This is a genomic window from Micromonospora sp. NPDC005163 (genome assembly GCF_053599835.1).
The window spans coordinates 49,600-63,905 of the sequence record NZ_JBSFYP010000008.1; the positions used below are offsets into that span (position 1 = coordinate 49,600).

Here is a 14,306-nt window from a genome sequence, read left to right on the forward strand (position 1 = left end):
GACTCAGTTGACCTCGATACGCACCGCATCGAACGCCGGGGTCTGGTTGGCCCTCTCCATCATCGGCAGACGGTGCGAGCCGTCACCGGCCCATACGGCGCACTGCGCGGTGCCCGTCTCGGGCAGACCCGGGATCTGGATGGTCACCTCGTCCGGCTGGGCACTACCGCGCCCGTCCTCGGTGGCGACGAAGAACGCGGGCACCTCCTGCGGCTCCGGCGGAGTGGTGAGGCTGTCCAGCATCCGGCAGGCGGTGTGGAAGTGTCCACGGACCAGGCCCTGGTCGTTGAGCAGCGAGCTCTCCACGTAGTACCCGCCCTGGCCGGCGGCCAGGAAGCGGTCCCGGATCAGGTTGCGGGTGCTGACCCGCAGGGTGAAGGCCTGGTTCTGGCCGACCTGGTCGGGGAACTGGGTGATCAGCAGCGAGGGGTTGTTGGCGGCCGCGCCGACCTCACCGAACTCGGTGCTCACGCAGCGGTTGCCGGTCTGGAAGCCGTCGTGCGGCTGGAGCTGGCTCTCGTCGCAGTTGTTGGCCAGCACGCCGAGCCCGGCGCCGGGAGCGTTGCCGCCGCCGTTGTCACCGCCGCCGTTGTCACCACCGCCGTTGTCACCGCCGCCATTGTTGCCACCGCCACTGTCACCGCCGCCGTTGTCGCCACCACCGCTGTTGCCGGTCGGCTGCACCTGGCATTCGGCGAGCTGCGCCAGACCCTGCGGGCGTGGCCCGACACGGTCGATGGCGGTCGTGATGCGGCTCAGCACCGCGCGCCGCTTGGCCGCCAGCGGCTGCAGGATCGCGTTGCGGATGAAGGCTTCGCCCTTGCTGCCCTCGGCGGCCAGCCGGCGGTCGGCCTCGGCGATCTGGGTCTGCAACTGGGCGAGGTTGCGGTCCACCTCGGCCCGGGCCCGGTCCGGCACCTGCGGCAGCTTGGCCGTCACGTCCGGGCAGGCGATGGCCGAGCCGCTGCCGACCGTGCCGTCCTTGCCGTCCTCACACTCGGGCACCGACTGCTGCCCGTCACCCCAGTGGTTACGCACCCAGCGACCGTTCTGCCACGTCCGGGTGGTTGAGCCGCCGCCATTCGGCGCGGTGGCGCCCGGGCTCGGCTGCACACACTGTCCAGAGGCCGGCCGGGGATTGTTCGGCCGCCGGTCCTGGGCCGACGAAATCTGGGTCACGGCGACTACTCCGCCGAAGACCACGAGCGTGCCGACAACGGCCAGCAGACGCTTGCTCCGCGCGTTGCCGGATGACCGGCGCGCCCGTGTGGACCTGCGCATCGAATTGCTCTCCTTCTCGATCCGGTAGTGGATTCCTGCCCTCGGCGGACCGACGGATGTGAGATGGCACGCCACGGCGACGACCACCGCGACCTACCCGGTGACGTGTCGATGGCCGACGATGCCCTTTCCGCACCGTCTCCCGCGTCCCGTCGACGCGGATGGGAGATCCTCTTCATTCGCGCAGGAGTACGGGACGGTGCGCGGGAAGGTTCAACCGACGCACAGGAAATTGCCGGATCTGGCGCGAGCCGTGCGGGAAGGGTCGACCGGATGCGGTGGGTGACGGATCAGTCGACGCAGAGGTGGTCGAACGCGAAACCGCCCACCAGTTCATGCCGGCGCCGGCTCAGCGCGACGATCTCCGCGGTGAGCTCGACGCGCGGCAGCAGGTCCGGGTCGACGGGTCCGGCGGCGCGCAGCCGTTCCCCGACGGCGACCGTGGCGAGGTCCTCGGCCAACCGGGCCGCGTCGACACCGCAGGAAAAGCGCTGTTCGGTCACCGACACCCGCTCGACCAGGCACGCGTCCGGGCGCACCTGCACCCAGCTCCACCCCTGGGCCGGGCCGTCCGCCCAGCTCACGTGCAGCCCCCGCACGATCGGGTCGGCCAGCCGCCGGGCGACGTACGCCTCGACCGCCGCCGCACGGGTCAGCGCGCCAAGGTCGTTGACCGGCCCGGTCCGGCCGTCCGGCAGCCGGCCGAGAATGTCCCGGAAGCCCACCGGGTTCAACTCGTCCCCGGCGCCGCCCGCCGCGTAGTCCCGCGCGTCGATCACGTACTCCACCAGGCGTCGGCCGTGCTCCGCCGCACGCAGGGTTGGCGAGCCGATCCGCAGCACGGGCAGCCCGACCGCCGCGCTCACCGCGTCCTTGAGTCGCTCGGCCCGCTGCTCCGCGGAGCCGGCGGCCGGGACCGGGCCGATCTCCACGGCGACGACCGGCCGGCCGGTGTCGGCGGCGCACACCACGAGGTCGAAGCCGGCCCGGCTGGCCGAACTCCACTGGCTGCCGGTGACACCGGGCGGACGCCCCTGGACCAGTTCGCTGAGCCGGCGCGCCGGGTACACCCGGTGACCGGCGCGGGTGAGCAGCGCGTCCCGCTCACCGTCGGCGGGCAACGCCCGCAGCCAGCCACGGTCGTCGCTGACGGTGCTCGTCATCTGCCTGATCCATCCGCCGGTCGGTCGAGCCGCGCCGAGTCTAGGCGGTCGATCATGGTGCGCGCCTCGGCGGTGCGGCCGGGACCGCCCGGCCGGCCGGACCGGCGGTTACTCGGCAGCGCCCATCACCAGACCCTCGATGGTGTGCTTCTGCCGGATCGGCTCCAGCCGGTCCACCACCGGGCAGGGCAGGTGCTCCCGGACCAACGCCGGCAGGCGCTTCCAGTAGCCGTGGGTGATGGCCATGTCGTGGTGGGCGGCGTTGCCCGCGCCGGGGGCGTCCACGCCGAGCACCAGCACCGGGCGGGCCGACCGGGAGACGTTCGGGGTGCCGCGGTGGATGGTCAGCGCCGACCGGGCGGAGATGTCCCCGCGCCGCGGGTACTTGCGCACGGCCCGCTGCTGGTAGCGGGGGTAGCGCTCCCGGGGCGGGAACATCTCGTGGTCGAAGTCGACGCCGTCGTCCCACTGTGTGCCGGGGGCGATCTCGAACGGCCCCATCTCCTCCACCGTGTCCACGGTGGTCAGGTTGAACGCCAGCGAGGTGAGCCGCCGCTGCCGCCGGGTGTCCTCCGGCGGGAAGTCCCGGTGCCAGGGCTGCATCGCCGCCCCGGGGAAGGGGATGTCGAAACCCAGTTCGACGATCTCGTACTCCGGGCCGAGCACCGCCCGGCAGACCGACACCACCCACGGGTGGCTGACCAGCTCGACGAAGCCGCGGAGTTGCTCCGGATGGATCTCCACGTACCAGCGCTGCGGGCCGCGACCGACCGCGCCGTCGGCTCGGGAGCGCGCCTCCTCGAACGCGACGGCCACATCGTTGCCGACCTGCTCCACCCAGGCCGGGTCGAAGGCGCCCCGGCAGGCGGTGATGCCGTCGCGGTAGAGGTCGCCGAGTGCCTCGACCGGCACCTCGTCGTCGCCGCCGGGCACGGGGTGGGCGGCGGGTGTCGCCGGGGGCGCCGGGGGAACACGCATGGGGCTCCTCGGGACGGAAGCGAGCGTTACAACGTTGTAGAAGCGTGTCAAGGACCGCCGGAGCGCGCCAGCGCCCGGACCAGTGCTGTGACCCGGATCACAGGCGGACCCGGGTTCCAGGGTCACCGCAGGGTGTATCCAGCGGGGTACCGGACCGGCCGGGAGGTCAGCATGTCGCGACAACAGTTCGGCGTCCTCGCCGGTAACGGCGCGGGCCGGCGGGAACACGGCACCGCCGGATCGGCGGACGTCGCACGGATCGCCGCCGACGCCGCCGGCCGGGTCCCTGGCGTGTCCGGCGCCCACCCGGCCACGGTCCGCGTGGACGAGCGGTCCGTGAGCCTCGACCTGCACCTGGTCACCTGGTACGGGCACAGCGTCCCCGCCGTCGCCGAGGCGGTCCGGGTAGCCGTCGCCGACCGGGTGGCGGCCGACACCGGGCTCACCGTGGCGGCGGTGACCGTCACGGTGGACGACCTGCTCGTCCCCGGCGTCGACGGCCCCCGGACCGGGTGGACGGCTGGTGGCTGACATGCGGACCGCCAACCGGGTCGCCTCGCTGCTGCTTGCCGTCGCGCTGCTGGCCGGCGGCACACTGCTGGCCGCGCAGGCGCTCCTGGTGGCCCTGGATCGCCCGGCGCCGCTGGGCACGGGGACCGGCTGGTACGAGACGCTGACCAGCACCCGCTGGCGCGACCCGGGCGTCCGCGCGGTGGCCGGCGGGGCCGTGCTGCTCGGCCTGGCCGTCCTGGCCGCCCAGTTGCGACGCTGGGCGCCGGTCCGTCTGCGCGTCGACGAGCGGGACGGCTGGTACCTGCACCGCCGCTGTGTGGAACGCCGGCTGGCCGACGCGGCGGGCACCGTGCCGGGCGTACGCCGGGCCCGGGTCCGGGTCCGCCGACGCGGCGCCGAGTGGCGGCCCCGGGTACGCGCCACCGGCGACCCGGCGGCCCGTGCCGAGGTGGAGTTCGCGGTGCACCAGGAGCTGCACCGCCTCGCCGCGCCACGCGCCGGCCGGATCGAGGTCCGGCTGCTCCCCCGCGGGCGGCCGGTATGACGGACGCCGCGCACCGACTGCTGTGGACCATCGTCGCGCTGCTGCTGGTGGCGGGCGGCTCAGCGGCGCTGGCGGTCAGCTTCGGTGTGCTGCCCGGCGCGTTCGGTGTGCTGCCCGGCCCGGACCCCGGCGCGGCGCTGCTCGGTGCCGGTCTCCTGAGCCGGTGGCGGCTGGCCACGCCGTGGACCACCCTGGCCGCGGCGGTCGCCGGGGCGCTGCTCGCCCTGACCGGTCACCAGCTGCTGGCCTGGGAGCTGCGCCGACCCGGCTCCGCGGTGCGGGGCACGCTGACTCACCCCGGGCGGCGCCCAGGTCGCACCCGACTGGCCGCCGACGTCCTCGTCCACGCACTGGAACGCGACCTGACCGGCGCCCCGGGAGTACGCCGTGCCCGGGTGGTGCTCACCGGCGCGCCGCCGCGACCCGACGTGTGGATCCGGGTGGACCTGACGGCCGACACCCCGACCGCCGGTGTACGCGAGCACGTCCGCGCGGCGGTCCGCCGGTTCGCGACCACCGCCGGCTGCCAACCGGCGCACCTCGACGTGACCGCCCGGGTCGAGCCCGGACGACCCTGACCCGCGCCGCACCGGCCCGGCCGGCATGATCGGTACCGGATGACCGACGGAGGTGCGCGGGTGCGGGTGGTGTCGCTGGTGCCGTCACTGACCGAGGCGGTGGCGCTGACCCTGCCCGGTGCGCTGGTCGGGGCCACCGACTGGTGCAGCCACCCGGCCGGGCTGGACGTCGCCCGGGTCGGCGGCACCAAGTACCCGGACCTGGACCGGGTCCGCGCGCTGCGGCCGGACCTGGTGCTGGTGAACGTGGAGGAGAACCGCCGGGACGACGCGGAGGCGCTGCGGGCCGCCGGCGTGCCGGTGCGGGTCACCTATCCGCGTACCGTCTCGGGTGCGTTGACCGAGCTGGCCGAGCTGCTGGCCGAGCTGGGCGCGCCGGCGGAGCCGGCCTGGCTTCGGGCGGCCCGACGGGCGTGGGCCGAGCCGCCCCGCCTGGAACCGGCCCGCCGGGCGGTGGTGCCGGTCTGGCGCCGGCCGTGGGTGGTGCTCGGCGGCGACACGTTCGCCGGCGACATGCTGCACCGGCTCGGCGTGGTCAACGCGTACGACCAGCACGCCGAGCGTTATCCCCGTCCGAGTCTGGCCGAACTGCGCGACCAGCGGCCCGAGCTGGTGGTGCTGCCCGACGAGCCGTACCGGTTCACCGCCGGCGACGGGCCGGAGGCCTTTCCCGGCGTACCGTGCGCTCTGCTCTCCGGACGACGCCTCACCTGGTACGGCCCGTCCCTCGCCGAGGCGCCCGCGCTGCTGGCCGACCAGCTGTCCCATCCGGTGCTGAGCGGCTGAGGTCGAGCGGGGTCAGCCGGTGGCGCGGGCGCGCCGGGCGGCGATGAGGCTGGCCACGATGGAGACCGCGAGGGTCAGCACCACCACCGCGAGGGTCAGCCAGACCGGCAGCTTGCCCACCGGCGTCTCGGCCAGGATCAGCTTCAGCCCCGCGAAGGCGAGCAGCAGCGCCAGCCCGTAGCGCAGGTAACCGAAGTGGCGCAGCAGGCCGGCGAGGCAGAAGTAGAGGCTGCGCAGCCCGAGCACGGCGAACGCGGTGGCCGTCCAGACCAGGAAGGTGTTCGTGGTGATCGCCAGGATCGCCGCCACCGAGTCGATGGCGAAGACCACGTCGGTGGCCTCGATGGCGACGAGTGTCACCAGCAGGACGGTCGCCATCCGCCGGCCGTCGACCCGGGCGGTGAACCGGTCACCGTGGTACCGAGGGTCGGTGGGGACCACCCGCCGGAACAGCCGGACCACCGGATTGCGCTCCGGGTCGACGTCCGGCTCCCCCCGCACCGCCAGCCGCCAGCCGGTCCAGATCAGGAAGGCGCCGAGCACGAACCCGGCCCAGGTGAGCCGGTCCAGCAGCTCGGCGCCGGCGAAGATGAAGACCAGCCGGAACGCGAGCGCGCCCACGACGCCCCAGAACAGCACCTTGTGCTGGTAGCCCGGCGGCACCCGGAAATAGCCGAAGAGCAGGGCGAAGACGAAGACGTTGTCCACCGAGAGCGCCTTCTCCAGCAGGTAGCCGGAGTAGTACGCGACCGCCGGGTCGCCGCCGAGGCCGAACCAGACGACCAGGCCGAACAGCAGGCCCGCGGCGATCCAGACGCCGCTCCAGACCAGCGCCTCCCGCAGCTCGATGACGTGGCTGTCCCGGTGCATGAGCACGTCCACCCCGAGCATCACGGCGATCACCGCGCCGACTGCCGCCCAGGCCCACAGCGGCACCGCGACCGTCGCCTCAGCCACCGGCGCCCCCCGCATCGACCCTGCGCACCGCCCGCCCGCACCGCCGGACGGCCGCTCCCGAGCCTAGGCGAGCGGCCGATCCCCCGGCGGCGCTCCGGCGAAGTCGGCACGCGCCAGCCGGGTTGGCGACGGTGCTCAGGCGACCGGCGTCACCTGCGCCGGATCGAAGGCGGTGTCGTCCGCCTCGTAGCCGATCGTGTTGGTCACCTGAACCACGCCGCTCACCTGGGCGGCGAGCCGCCCGGCGAGGTCGACTGCGGAGCGGCGGTCCAGCCGTCCGGCCAGGGTGACCTCGCCGTGGCGGACCTCGACGGTGACCAGGCCGTCCCGCACGGCGAGCACCCGGCGGAGCACCTCCTGCACCACGTCCTCGCGGATCTCGGCGTCCGAGCGCAGATGCACCCGCAGCAGGTCGGCGCGACTGACGATCCCGTCACGTCGGCGACGGCTCTCGAAGACCCGCCGCTGCGCCGGCTCGCCAGCGCGCTCGATCCGGTGCAGCAGGTCGGCCTCGGACACCACGCCCAGCACCCGGCGGAACCCGTCGACCACCGGCACCGCGCTGACCCCGTGACGCACCAGCACGTCCACGATCTCCCGGTACGGGGTCTCGGCCACCACGGTCGCGACCTCCCGGGTCATCACGTCACCCACCTGCCAGGTCCTCATCACGGCCTCCCTCTCGTCGTCCACCTCGGACGTTACGGCCGGACACCCGCCGCGGTCAGGGCCTCCGGGCCACGCCGCAGGGGTCGAAGGTCCCGAGCGGTTGCGGGTCCGTCGGCCCTGCCGGCGACGGCACGACCGGCGTCCAATGGAGATGCCACCGGGGAAGCGCGGTGCGAAGCAGAGAAGGGACGTGGAGACCATGGCCGCGACGATCGAGCGGATCAGCGCCGAGACCACCGCTCCGACGGCGGGCACCCCCCGCGAGAGCGCCGTCCGGTACATCCTGGCCGGCATCCGGCTGGCGCTCGGCTGGATCTTCCTCTGGGCGTTCGTCGACAAGCTGTTCGGCCTCGGGTTGGCCACCGAGTCGAAGAACGCCTGGATCAACGGAGGCAGCCCGACCAAGGGTTTCCTCACCTTCGGGGTCGCCGGTCCCTTCAAGGACGTCTACGCCGGGATCGCCGGGGCCGCCTGGGCGGACTGGCTGTTCATGGCCGGCCTCGCGGGGATCGGCGTCGCCCTGCTGCTCGGCATCGGCATGCGGGTCGCCGCCGTGGCCGGCGGGCTCCTCCTGGTGCTGATGTGGACCGCCGTCCTGCCTCCGGAGAACAACCCCTTCATTGACGACCACCTGATCTACGCCGCGGTGCTGGCGGTGCTGGCGCTGGTCAACGCCGGTGACACCTGGGGCCTCGGCCGGGTCTGGGCGCGGCAGCCGATCGTCCGGCGGATGCGCTGGCTCCGCTGATCCACACCGCACCATCCCCACGGCGGGCGTCACCACCGGTGACGCCCGCCGAGTCGTGCGGTCCGCCCGGCACCCGATGGATCATGGATCCGCCGGGTGTCGCCACGCCGTTGGCGGGTCCGCCGCACATCGGTGGGGTGCGATCCGGCAGGATCGACGGTGACCGGACACATCACCCAAATGGCAGGAGTTCCACGCATGAACCAGGCAGCAGGCGCCCGATCGGGCAAGCCCGAGGTGGGTCCGATCGAGGGTGCGCCGCCGGCCGACCTCGTGATCGAGGACGTCACCGTGGGCGAGGGCCCGCAGGCCCAGCCGGGCCAGCTGGCCAGCGTGCACTACGTCGGCGTGTCGCACTCCACCGGTGGCGAGTTCGACTCGTCCTGGAACCGGGGCGAGGCGTTCGAGTTCCCGCTCGGCGGCGGCCAGGTCATCGCCGGCTGGGACCAGGGCGTTGTCGGCATGCGCGTCGGCGGCCGGCGCCGCCTCACCATCCCGCCACACCTGGGGTACGGCGACCGCGGCGCGGCCGGCGCCATCAAGCCGGGCGAGACGCTGGTCTTCGTCGTCGACCTGCTCGGCGTGCGCTGATCGGTCCTTCAGGGGGGTCGCCGGTTCGGCCGGCGGCCCCCGCCGCCGGGCGGAGGGCGATGGTCAGGCGGCCAGCACCAGGTGCGCGGCCTCGACCTCCGGGCGACGCGCGGCCTCGACCACTCGGGCCGGCTCCAGGATCGGCATCACCCGGTGCAGGGCGGTGGCGCGCAGCACCCGGGCCACCACCGGGGTCGGATCGACCAGGACCAGCTGGCCGCCACGGGCCCGGACCCGCAGATGCGCGGCGAGCAGCGCGCGCACCCCCGCGGCGGAGAGCAGTCGCAGCTCGGACAGGTCCAGCTGGAGCACCGGGCGGGCCGGTGCGGCCCACAGGGCGGAGCGGAACGCGGCCACCGTGGCGATGTCGACCTCGCCGGTCACCCGCACCAGGACCACCTGATCACCCACGCTGACCTGCACGTCGAACCGGTCGCTGCCCTCACCCATGCCCAGAAATCTAGCCCCCACCCCCGACAGTTTCGCCCCTCCACGGAGTGATTCCGGGTACGTCCAGGGTCAGACCCCGAGGCCACCCCGATCCCCCTTACGGCGGAGGCCAGGGGTCCCCCCGGCCCCGCGCCCGACACGACGGGCAACATCGGCCCCGCCGCTCGACGCACGCGCCGACCACCGGGAGCCGGACGCCGTCTGCTCGACCTCCCCCGCGCCGCGCCGCGGTGGTGAGCCGGCCCGGCCGGCATCGGCGGTGGAGAATGGACCGATGCTGATCCCCCGGCCCCGGCCACCCCGGCTCATCCGGCCCGTCCGCGAGCAGGCCACCGTCCCTCCCCCGCTCACCGGGGCCTGGGCGGCCACCGACCGCCGGCTCGACCAGGTCGACCTCCTGCCCCTGCCCGACGGTGCCGTCGGTCCGGAGGACGTGCTGGTCGACCCGACCGGCCGGGTGATCAGTGGGGACGAGGACGGCCGACTCTGGTGGTGGCCGGCCGACGCGCCGCCCGGCACCCGACCCCGCCTGCTGGCCGAGACCGGCGGCCGGCCGCTCGGCATCGAGCTGGACCGGTCCGGTGCGGCGCTGATCGTCTGCGACGCGTACCGGGGGTTGCTGCGGGTCACGCCCGACGGAGCGGTACGCGAGCTGACCGGCACCGCGCCCCCGGTGCACCTGGCCAACAACGCGACGGTGGCCCGCGACGGCACCATCTTCTTCACCGACTCCTCCGACCGGTTCCCGGTCTCACACTGGAAGCGGGACCTGCTGGAGCACCGCCCCAACGGCCGGGTGCTCGCGCACGACCCGGCCAGCGGGCGCACCGAGGTCGTGGCCGAGGGGCTGTACTTCCCCAACGGCATCGCACTGACCCCCGACGAGTCGGCGCTGATGCTGGTGGAGACCACCACCCACCGGCTGCTCCGCGTCGAGCTGGGCGGCGGGGTGCGGGTGCTCGCCGACCTGCCCGCCTATCCGGACAATCTCTCCGCGGTGGGCGACGGAACGTACTGGATCGCGCTGCCCAGCCCGCGGGTGCCGATCGCCGAGCGGCTGCTGCCGCACCCGCGACTGCGCCAGCTCGCCGCCCTGCTGCCCGATGCGATGCAGCCGCAGCCGCGCCGCTACGGGCTGGTCGCGCTGGTCGACGGCGCGGGCACGGTCCGCCGGACGCTGCACGGCCCGACCGGGCACTACTGGATGATCACCGGGGTACGCCAGCACGGCGACCAGCTCTGGCTGGGCAGCCTGATCGGGCCCGGGGTGGCACGGGTACCGCTGGCCTGAACGCCCGGGCCGGCATCGTCCCCGGTGCCGGCACCCGCCGGCGACGTGTCCCCGGGGTTCCTGCACCGGGTCCGGGGGGGGCGGCCGCCCCGGGGGGGCGGCCCCCGGGGCCGCGGGGGGGGGTGGGCGGGGCGGGGCCCGGGGGGCGGGGGGGGGGGGGGCGCCCCCCCCCTCTCGTGGGTGCCCCCCTTCCTATTCCTGCGCCCCCTCCCCCCCCTTACCACAACCCCATCCCTACCCCCCGCCCCCCCGCCCCCGCCCGCCGCCCCCGGCCCGCCCCCCGGCCGCCGTCGTCGGTGGCGGTTGATCCGTTGCGGATGCCGATCCGTACCGACGGGTAACCCGGTCGACGGCGCCTGGAGATAGCTCACATCATCGACGGCAATAAATAGCTGGCAGACTTACCCGCAGTTCAGGCCGGTCAACGCCGCGCGCAACGTCCGACGAGCGCGCCTCGGGGCATCCAGCCAGACAAACGTACTGTTGCTGACCCGCTACCCGGCGCGGGACAGTACCGATCACCAGCGGTGCCATCGACGCCGCCGCTCCCCCGGTCAACCCTGAGGAGAACGCGATGGCACTACGACTCGCCGAGGGCACCGCATGGTCCGACGTACTCGCCCGCGCGGTGGCCGCCACCCCCGAGGCGTTCGGCGCCGAGGTGGACGGTGTCACCACCCTGCACAACCTGGTCGAGGGCGAGTGGCGGGCCGTCGGCCGCCCCGCCCCGGTCCGCACCCCGGTGGACAACACCGTGGTGATCAACCTCCCCCGGCTCGACGCCGACACCGCCCGCGCCGCCGTCGCGCACGCCGCCGCCGCGCACCGGGCCTGGGCCCAGACCCCGCTCGCCGACCGCAAGGCGCGGGTCATCGACGCGCTGGACGCGCTCACCGCCCACCGCGACCTGCTCGCGCTGCTGCTGGTCTGGGAAATCGGCAAGCCGTGGCGGCTGGCCTGCGCCGATGTGGACCGGGCATTGGACGGCGTCCGCTGGTACGCGGGCGAAATCGACCGGATGCTGGCCGACGGCCGCGAGCCGCTACCCGGCCCGGTCAGCAACATCGCCTCGTGGAACTACCCGATGAGCGTCCTCGTGCACGCCGAACTGGTCCAACTACTCGCCGGCAACGCGGTCATCGCCAAGACCCCGTCCCAGGGCGGCGCGGTCTGCCTGACCGTCGCGCACGCGCTGATGCGCCGGGCCGGACTGCCCGCCACGCTGGTCTCCGGCGGCGGCGAGGAACTGTCCGAAGTGCTGGTCCGGGCACCCGAGATCGGCGCGGTGGCGTTCGTCGGCGGGCGCTCCAACGGGGGCAAGGTGGCCGCCGCGCTGCTCGACAGCGACAAACGGCACTTCATCGAGCAGGAGGGCCTGAACGCCTGGGGCATCTGGAACTTCTCCCAGTGGGACATGCTCGCCGCGCACCTCAGGAAGGGCTTCGAGTACGGCAAGCAGCGCTGCACCGCGTACCCCCGGTTCGTCGTACAGCGTGACCTGGTCGACGAGTTCCTCGACATGTACCTGCCGGTGGTCTCCTCGATCCGATTCGGGCATCCCCTCGCGGTCGAGGAGACCTGGCGGCCCGGCGACCCGCTACCCGAGCTGGACTTCGGGCCGCTGATCAGCGCCGCCAAGGCCGAGGAACTGCGCCGGAAGGTCGACGAGGCGGTCCGCGGCGGCGCGGTGCCGCTGCACCGGGGCAAGCTGACCGGCGCGCCGTTCCTGCCCGGGCAGGACACCTCGGCGTACGTGGCGCCGTCGGTGCTGCTCGCCCCGCCCGGACGGTCCCGGCTGATGCACGCCGAACCGTTCGGGCCGGTCGACACGATCGTCGTGGTGGACACCACCGACGAGTTGCTGGCCGCCATGAACGCCTCCAACGGCGCACTCGTCGCGTCGCTGGCCTGCGACGACACCGACGAGGCCGGCAAGCTCGCGGTGGACCTCCAGGCGTTCAAGGTGGGCATCAACAAGCCGCGCTCGCGGGGCGATCGCGACGAGCCGTTCGGCGGGCGGGGCGCCTCCTGGAAGGGCGCGTTCGTCGGCGGTGACCTCCTCGTGCAGGCCGTCACCGTCGGCGGCGACAGCCGGCTCTACGGCAACTTCCCCGACTACAGCAGCTACCCCACCACCTGACCGAGATGTAAGGAAGGGCCCCTTGTTAACGCCTGGTGCATAGCAAGGGGCCCCTCTTAACACCGGGCCTGGCGGCGTACCGTAAAGAGATGGCGATCATCGCGCAGCTTTCCCTGGGCGTGTCCGACGCCGACCGGGCGGGAACGTTCTGGGCCGCGGCCCTCGGCTACCGTCGTCGGGCGCCCCGATTCGAGGGCGATGACTGGATCGTGCTGGAGCCACCGCCCGGGGCGCCGGGCTTGGCCATCGCGATGGACCTCAGCGAGAGCCCGGTGCAGGAGTTCCCTCGGTTCCACATGGACCTCGACGCCGGCGAGCGCAGCCTCGACGAGGAACTCGACCGGCTGCTCGCCCTCGGCGCCCGGCGGGTGGAGTGGGGGCACTACCCCACCGACCCGCATCCGACGGAGCCGCCGTACGTGGTGCTCGCCGACCCCGAGGGCAACCGGTTCTGCGTGTGCGGCCAGCGCGAACCGCCCGCGCGTTGACACGTCCGCGCTCCGTCCCCGGGTGAACCTCCGCGAGCTGCCTCGTTGTTAACAAGGGGCCCTTCCTATGCACCAGGCGTTAAGAAGGTGCCCTTCCTTTCCGCGGTGAGCGGGACGGTGAGACTGAGCAGGGTCCCGTCACGCTCGGCCGAGCTGGGCCGGTTCAGCCGGCGCAGGGTGCGCAGCATCGGGGTGTTCTCGGCCTGTACGTGCAGCACCAGCGCCGCGTACCCGGCCCGGTCGGCGTGCCGGGCCAGCCGGCGTAGCAACACCGAGCCGAGCCCACGCCGCTGCCAGTCGTCACGCACCAGCAGCGCCACCTCGGCCTCGTCGCCCTCACCGAGCAGGTTCGCCATCGCGACCACCGACTCCACGCCGCCGTCGTCGGTGGCCGTGGCGAGCAGGGTCAGCCCTCGGCTCGGCTCCAGCAGCCTGCGCAACCGGGCCTGCTGCGGCAGCGCCGCCCCGCTCAGGTAGCGCCGTTGCCGGGTGCGTGGCGAGCACCCCTCGTGCAGCTCCAGCACGCCGGGCAGGTCGTGCGCGCAGGCCGGTCGGACGGCCAGCTCGGCGCCGTCGGGCAGCACCACGGTGACCTGTTCGGCGGCCCGGCGCGTCACGGTGGCGGCCAGCTCGACCAGGGCCTGCGCCCGGGCGTACTCCGCCGGAGTGAAGGCCGGCGCGGCCCGGCGTAGCGCGAACGAGCCGCCCGCCGGGTCCGCCAGCAGCATCCTGGTGCCGATGATCCCCCGGTCGACGCTGGTCGACGCGGGCCGCCAGCTGACCGAGTCGGCGCCGAGCAGGGTGGACAGCGCCTCGCCGGTCGCGTCCGGGTCGCGCACCAGCCGGCTGGCCAGCCCGAGCACCCGGGTGGGCTGGTCGGCCAGGCCACGCGCCTCGCTGCGCGCCACCCAGCAGTCCCGGCCCCGCCCCCGCTCGACGGCGGCGAGCAACTCGGCCTCGTCGAGCGCGTCCGGCGCGTCGACGAGGAAATCGTCCACCGCGCCGTGCTCGGTGGGCTGCACCTGCACGGTGAGGATGTTGACTCCGCGCAGCGCGAGGCTCGCCGTGAGGACCGACAGGTAACCCGGCCGGTCGTCCACGGTCGCTCGGATCCGCCACAACGTCATGG

At 74.0% G+C, this 14,306-nt stretch carries 16 protein-coding genes; 9 read left to right on the forward strand and 7 right to left on the reverse strand.

Annotated elements, in window-relative coordinates; genetic code table 11:
* Positions 1 to 3: 3 nt before the first annotated feature.
* The 3 genes from ACWD6N_RS08635 to ACWD6N_RS08645 all read right to left on the reverse strand — a co-directional run bounded on the left by ACWD6N_RS08635 (position 4) and on the right by ACWD6N_RS08645 (position 3,422).
* A complete protein-coding gene (locus ACWD6N_RS08635; protein ID WP_354962218.1) occupies positions 4 to 1,281 on the reverse strand; it encodes a hypothetical protein in 1,278 nt (425 codons plus the stop codon).
* 290 nt (positions 1,282 to 1,571) lie between these two features.
* Positions 1,572 to 2,444 carry a hypothetical protein gene (locus tag ACWD6N_RS08640; protein ID WP_450004643.1) on the reverse strand — a complete coding sequence of 291 codons (873 nt, stop codon included), beginning with the start codon at positions 2,442 to 2,444 and terminating at the stop codon, positions 1,572 to 1,574.
* A 108-nt stretch (positions 2,445 to 2,552) separates the two neighbouring features.
* Positions 2,553 to 3,422, reverse strand: a complete 870-nt coding sequence (locus ACWD6N_RS08645) for a phytanoyl-CoA dioxygenase family protein (RefSeq protein ID WP_450004644.1) — start codon at positions 3,420 to 3,422, stop codon at positions 2,553 to 2,555.
* Between the two features lie 171 nt (positions 3,423 to 3,593).
* Here ACWD6N_RS08645 and ACWD6N_RS08650 point away from each other — a divergent pair, with 171 nt between their 5' ends.
* The 4 genes from ACWD6N_RS08650 to ACWD6N_RS08665 are packed head-to-tail and all read left to right on the forward strand — an operon-like array spanning position 3,594 to position 5,843.
* Entirely contained in the window at positions 3,594 to 3,953 is a 360-nt protein-coding gene (locus ACWD6N_RS08650) for an Asp23/Gls24 family envelope stress response protein (RefSeq protein ID WP_354962221.1), read from the forward strand.
* Position 3,954: 1 nt separating this feature from the next.
* Positions 3,955 to 4,479 carry a DUF6286 domain-containing protein gene (locus ACWD6N_RS08655; protein WP_354962222.1) on the forward strand — a complete coding sequence of 175 codons (525 nt, stop codon included), beginning with the start codon at positions 3,955 to 3,957 and terminating at the stop codon, positions 4,477 to 4,479.
* Positions 4,476 to 5,057 carry a hypothetical protein gene (locus tag ACWD6N_RS08660; RefSeq protein ID WP_450004645.1) on the forward strand — a complete coding sequence of 194 codons (582 nt, stop codon included), beginning with the start codon at positions 4,476 to 4,478 and terminating at the stop codon, positions 5,055 to 5,057. Before ACWD6N_RS08655 ends, ACWD6N_RS08660 begins: the two co-directional genes overlap by 4 nt.
* 60 nt (positions 5,058 to 5,117) lie before the next feature.
* Entirely contained in the window at positions 5,118 to 5,843 is a 726-nt protein-coding gene (locus tag ACWD6N_RS08665) for a helical backbone metal receptor (RefSeq protein WP_450004649.1), read from the forward strand.
* A 12-nt stretch (positions 5,844 to 5,855) separates the two neighbouring features.
* Here ACWD6N_RS08665 and ACWD6N_RS08670 read toward each other — a convergent pair whose 3' ends face one another.
* Together ACWD6N_RS08670 and ACWD6N_RS08675 are read right to left on the reverse strand one after the other, a co-directional pair.
* Complete coding sequence (locus ACWD6N_RS08670; protein WP_450004646.1) at positions 5,856 to 6,815, reverse strand: TerC family protein; 960 nt, start codon at positions 6,813 to 6,815, stop codon at positions 5,856 to 5,858.
* 120 nt (positions 6,816 to 6,935) lie between these two features.
* A complete protein-coding gene (locus tag ACWD6N_RS08675; RefSeq protein ID WP_354962226.1) occupies positions 6,936 to 7,469 on the reverse strand; it encodes a CBS domain-containing protein in 534 nt (177 codons plus the stop codon).
* A 190-nt stretch (positions 7,470 to 7,659) separates the two neighbouring features.
* On the opposite strand from ACWD6N_RS08675, the gene ACWD6N_RS08680 reads away from it, so the two are divergent.
* Together ACWD6N_RS08680 and ACWD6N_RS08685 are read left to right on the forward strand one after the other, a co-directional pair.
* Positions 7,660 to 8,217, forward strand: coding sequence for a hypothetical protein (locus ACWD6N_RS08680; protein ID WP_354962227.1), 558 nt, complete (start codon positions 7,660 to 7,662; stop codon positions 8,215 to 8,217).
* A gap of 198 nt (positions 8,218 to 8,415) precedes the next feature.
* Entirely contained in the window at positions 8,416 to 8,808 is a 393-nt protein-coding gene (locus ACWD6N_RS08685) for an FKBP-type peptidyl-prolyl cis-trans isomerase (protein ID WP_354962228.1), read from the forward strand.
* A gap of 63 nt (positions 8,809 to 8,871) precedes the next feature.
* Here ACWD6N_RS08685 and ACWD6N_RS08690 read toward each other — a convergent pair whose 3' ends face one another.
* The gene (locus tag ACWD6N_RS08690; protein ID WP_354962229.1) at positions 8,872 to 9,258 is read right to left on the reverse strand and encodes an STAS domain-containing protein; all 387 of its coding nucleotides are present in this window, start codon (positions 9,256 to 9,258) and stop codon (positions 8,872 to 8,874) included.
* Positions 9,259 to 9,532: 274 nt separating this feature from the next.
* Between ACWD6N_RS08690 and ACWD6N_RS08695 the strand changes: the two genes are divergently transcribed.
* The 3 genes from ACWD6N_RS08695 to ACWD6N_RS08705 all read left to right on the forward strand — a co-directional run bounded on the left by ACWD6N_RS08695 (position 9,533) and on the right by ACWD6N_RS08705 (position 13,177).
* Positions 9,533 to 10,549: an SMP-30/gluconolactonase/LRE family protein gene (locus ACWD6N_RS08695; protein ID WP_354962230.1), complete on the forward strand. Its 1,017-nt coding sequence runs from the start codon at positions 9,533 to 9,535 to the stop codon at positions 10,547 to 10,549.
* Positions 10,550 to 11,123: 574 nt separating this feature from the next.
* Positions 11,124 to 12,689 (forward strand): aldehyde dehydrogenase family protein, encoded by a 1,566-nt coding sequence (locus tag ACWD6N_RS08700; RefSeq protein ID WP_354963049.1) that lies wholly within the window; start codon positions 11,124 to 11,126, stop codon positions 12,687 to 12,689.
* A gap of 89 nt (positions 12,690 to 12,778) precedes the next feature.
* Positions 12,779 to 13,177, forward strand: a complete 399-nt coding sequence (locus ACWD6N_RS08705) for a VOC family protein (protein ID WP_354963050.1) — start codon at positions 12,779 to 12,781, stop codon at positions 13,175 to 13,177.
* Positions 13,178 to 13,242: 65 nt separating this feature from the next.
* On the opposite strand, the gene ACWD6N_RS08710 is transcribed toward ACWD6N_RS08705, so the two are convergent.
* Positions 13,243 to 14,304, reverse strand: a complete 1,062-nt coding sequence (locus tag ACWD6N_RS08710; protein ID WP_354963051.1) for a GNAT family N-acetyltransferase — start codon at positions 14,302 to 14,304, stop codon at positions 13,243 to 13,245.
* Positions 14,305 to 14,306: the final 2 nt, after the last annotated feature.